We start from the raw sequence: 3,744 nt of genomic DNA, 5'->3' as shown, positions 1-3,744 counted from the left end.
GATTGTAGTCAATCCACACGCCACAACGCACAATGAATCGCGGGAACGCGTTCGTCCATCACATAAATCTCAGTACCGAATCAGAATTAGAACGCTGACCCCGCAATACTTCCCCCGATCTGAAACATTGCGGTACGATCTACGCAAACGTTTAACCAGATTCCAGGGCCGCTGATGTCTTCGTTCTCCCTTTCCGAGATCGCGAAGCAGTTTTTCGCGCTTCAAACCAATCGACTATTCACGATTGCGACACCGCTTTCCGGCCGTTCCGAACTCGTACTGACCGAGTTCGACTGCGACGAAGCGCTCGGTCAGCTGTTCGAGATCAATCTCAAGCTCGCATCGCAGGATCCCAACATCGAGCTCAAGAAGCTGATCGGTAAGCCTGTCACGATCACCCTGCAGCTCACTGACGCAACCGCCAGCTCGGAAGAACGTTATTTCCAGGGCTATGTCACGGATTTCGAGCACACCGGCACCGACGGTGGTCTCGCAACATACGTGGCCATCGCTCGCCCCTGGATCGCCTTCATGGACCGTCGCCAGGACATTCGCATCTTCCAGGAGCAGACGGTCGAGGAAATCCTCGACGCCGTACTCCATCGATATCGAAAGTTCGGCGACGTCGAGTTCCGCTTGCAAAAGCCGACAGCGAATCGCAGCTACTGCACGCAATACAAGGAAACGGATCTAGCGTTTGCACTGCGGCTGATGCAGGAGGAAGGGCTGTTCTTCTACTTCGAGCATGCGAAAGACGCCCACAAGTTGATCATTAGCGATACGTCTGTCAACGCGCAGCCGATTCCCGGTCGTAGCGCTGCTTTGCGCTACTCGACCGACGAGATTCTCGACAACGAACAGGTCATCACGTCGTTCGCGGCCCGCCGCCAACTTACCTCCGGAAGTGCGACGCTCAAGACAGTGGACTACAAAGCGCCGGGAGCAAGACGGCAGGCCCAGGATGACACCGGCATCAATCAGGGTGACGTCGAGAACTACGAGGTCTATGACTACCTCGGTGCACACGGCTTCCCGAATAGCGATCGCGGCGAACAGCTCGCGCGGTTCCGTACCGAAGCGCTGGCGGCACATAGCAAGATTTTCGTCGGCAAAAGCTACTGTCGGCGCCTTGCACTTGACCGCTACATCCAGATCGAGGATCACTACGATCACGAGCGTTCGCAGCGGGAAGACCGTCAGTTCCTGCTAACGTCGATCCGGCATCATGGAACGAACAACTACCAGGCACAGCCCGGCGTCGCGACCTATTCGAACGAATTCAAATGCATCCGCAAGAAGATCCCGTATCGACCGCTGCGGACAATTACGCATCCTGTCATTCATGGGATCCAGACCGCGATTGTCGTCGGCCCTCAGGGACAAGAAATCTACACAGATGAACTCGGCCGGGTGAAGGTCCAGTTTCATTGGGACCGGCTGGGCAAGAAAAATCACGCGAGCTCGTGTTGGGTTCGCGTCTCTCAGCCGTGGGCGAGCGGCGGCTTCGGGATGATCCAGTTGCCCAGAATCGGCGACGAAGTGGTCATCGTATTCGGTGACGGAAACCCTGATCGCCCGCTGATCATCTCGTCCGTCTATAACGCGCAAAACATGCCGCCGTGGCAACTCCCAGCCAATGCAACGCAAAGCGGGATTCTGACGCGATCGACCAAGGGTGGAAGTTCCGACACGGCGAATGCACTGCGTTTCGAAGATCGGAAGGGTCAAGAAGAAGTCTGGCTGCATGCCGAGAAGGACCAGCGCATCGAAGTCGAAAACGACGAATCGCACTCAGTAGGCAACGACCGCGACAAGGCGATCGGCAACGACGAGAGCGTGAAGATTGGCCGAAACTGGACGCTTTCCACTGGCGGCGTCAAGTTCGAAACAGTCGGCCTCGCGTCCGTGCAAAGCGTGGGACTCGGCAAGATGCTCAACGTCGGGCTCGCGTATAACGTCAACGTCGGCGGCCTTTATCTGCGCAACGTCGCGCTGGAAATGGCTACCACCGTCGGGCTAAGCCGTGTCGACCGAGTAGTGCAAGACTGGACCTCGCATGTCGGCCACACGTACGCTGTGACGGTGCGTGGTAAGGCAGTTGGAGATGCAGTTAAACGGGATCAGGAAACGCCCCTCGATATTTCGCCGGACTTCAGTCCGCAAATTCCGGCCCCTGTTCGGAGCTCGGACAGCAACCAGATCCGGATCACCGATCAAGGTCAGGCAAGCCTTTCTGGCGCGTCAACAGCTCAGTTGATTGGCCCGGGTGGCACGATCACCATTGACGCAGCAGGCATTCACCTGAAGGGCAAAGGAATCTACCTCGATGGCCCGGTCACGCAAAGTGGCGGAAGTGCGCGAGGTCTCGCTCCCGTCACCGAAGCAGACTGCGCGGAATGCGCGAAGAAGACCCAGTCTGCGCACCCGGTCGATGTTGCGACAGGGCAAAAGCTTCTCACGCACGACGACTTCACTTTGCCAGGGCGAGTGCCGATCCAGTGGAATCGGCGATATCGCAGCGCCGACCAGCGAAATGGTAGCTTTGGCGTCGCGTGGAAGTTGCAATACGCAACGGAGGTCCATGTGCGTACGTCACCGGACGGCACCCGGCAGGTGATCTATGTCGATTTTGACGGCCGACAACTGCACTTCCCGTTTCTCGAGGCTGGACAAGAACACTTTCATCCGCTCGAAAAATACACCCTTGCGCGACTTGAGGATCGAGCAAACCAGCCAACGTATGAAGTCCGCTTCCCGAATGGGCTTGTCGAAACCTATGGACCACATCCGGTAGATCCGAATCGACATCTGCTCCAGCGTTCCGAAACTCGTGACGGGCAGGCGCTTACTTTCACGTACACAACAACGGGTAGCTTGCAAGAAGTTCGCAATAACGTTCATGTGGTCGCGTGTACACATGATGATCAGGGGCGAATTATCGAAGTACATCTGCTAGATAAGCATGGCGATTCCAAAAGGAAGTTGGCCGCTTATCAGTACGACGACAAAGGTAATCTGAGTAAGGCGGTGGACCGCGGAGGTCAGACCTGGCGGTACAGCTACGCGAACCATCTCCTCACAAGCTATGAAACGCCCGCCGGCGCAGTGTTTGTCTCGGAATGGGACGGTGATACGCCATACGCACGCTGCGTTCGAACGTATGCTTATACCGTTGGAAACAGCGACAAACACGATATTACGCGGGACACCCGGTTCGACTATTTGCCCGCTGCGCAAATCACTCGTGTCACCGACGCGGCAGGTCAAACGACAACCTACCGATACAACGGACTATGGGCGGTCGATCAGATCATTCATCCGGATGGCAGCACTGAACACATTGAATTTGACGAAGCGGGCAATGTGTCAGGTCGAGTCGACCCTTTGGGTCGCAAGACCCAAGTCATCAGTGACCCACACGGAAACCCCATCGCGATTCGCGATGCAGCTGGCCACCTAACGCGAATCGAATACAACGAGCACAATTTACCTACTCGAATAACTGACCCGGCTGGTCAAATTTGGCAGCGTGAGTACGATGCCAGCGGGCACCTAATCAAGGCAATCGATCCGTTGGGAAATGCAACCTCGACGGTCTACGAAAAAGGGCTGCCCGTTGCTCAAACCGACGAGCTCGGCAATGTGACGCACATGCTCTGGAACGATGCGGGTCAACTCCTTGAGCGTACCGATTGCTCAGGGTTCAAGACTCAATACGCATACGACGACTTCGGGCGCCAAACA

Annotated in this window: 1 protein-coding gene; it reads left to right on the top strand. The window is 56.3% G+C overall.

The genetic code is table 11. The annotated features are described in order from the left end of the window. Positions 1–174: 174 nt before the first annotated feature. Positions 175–3,744 (top strand): type VI secretion system tip protein TssI/VgrG (gene tssI / locus AC3IFE_RS10710; protein WP_489190497.1); only part of this gene is annotated, 3,570 nt, incomplete at its 3' end.

The organism is Burkholderia sp. APQ4-4ca (assembly GCF_057837105.1).
Note: the sequence above shows the minus strand (reverse complement) of the source record. Positions and strands in the feature narration are given on the sequence as shown.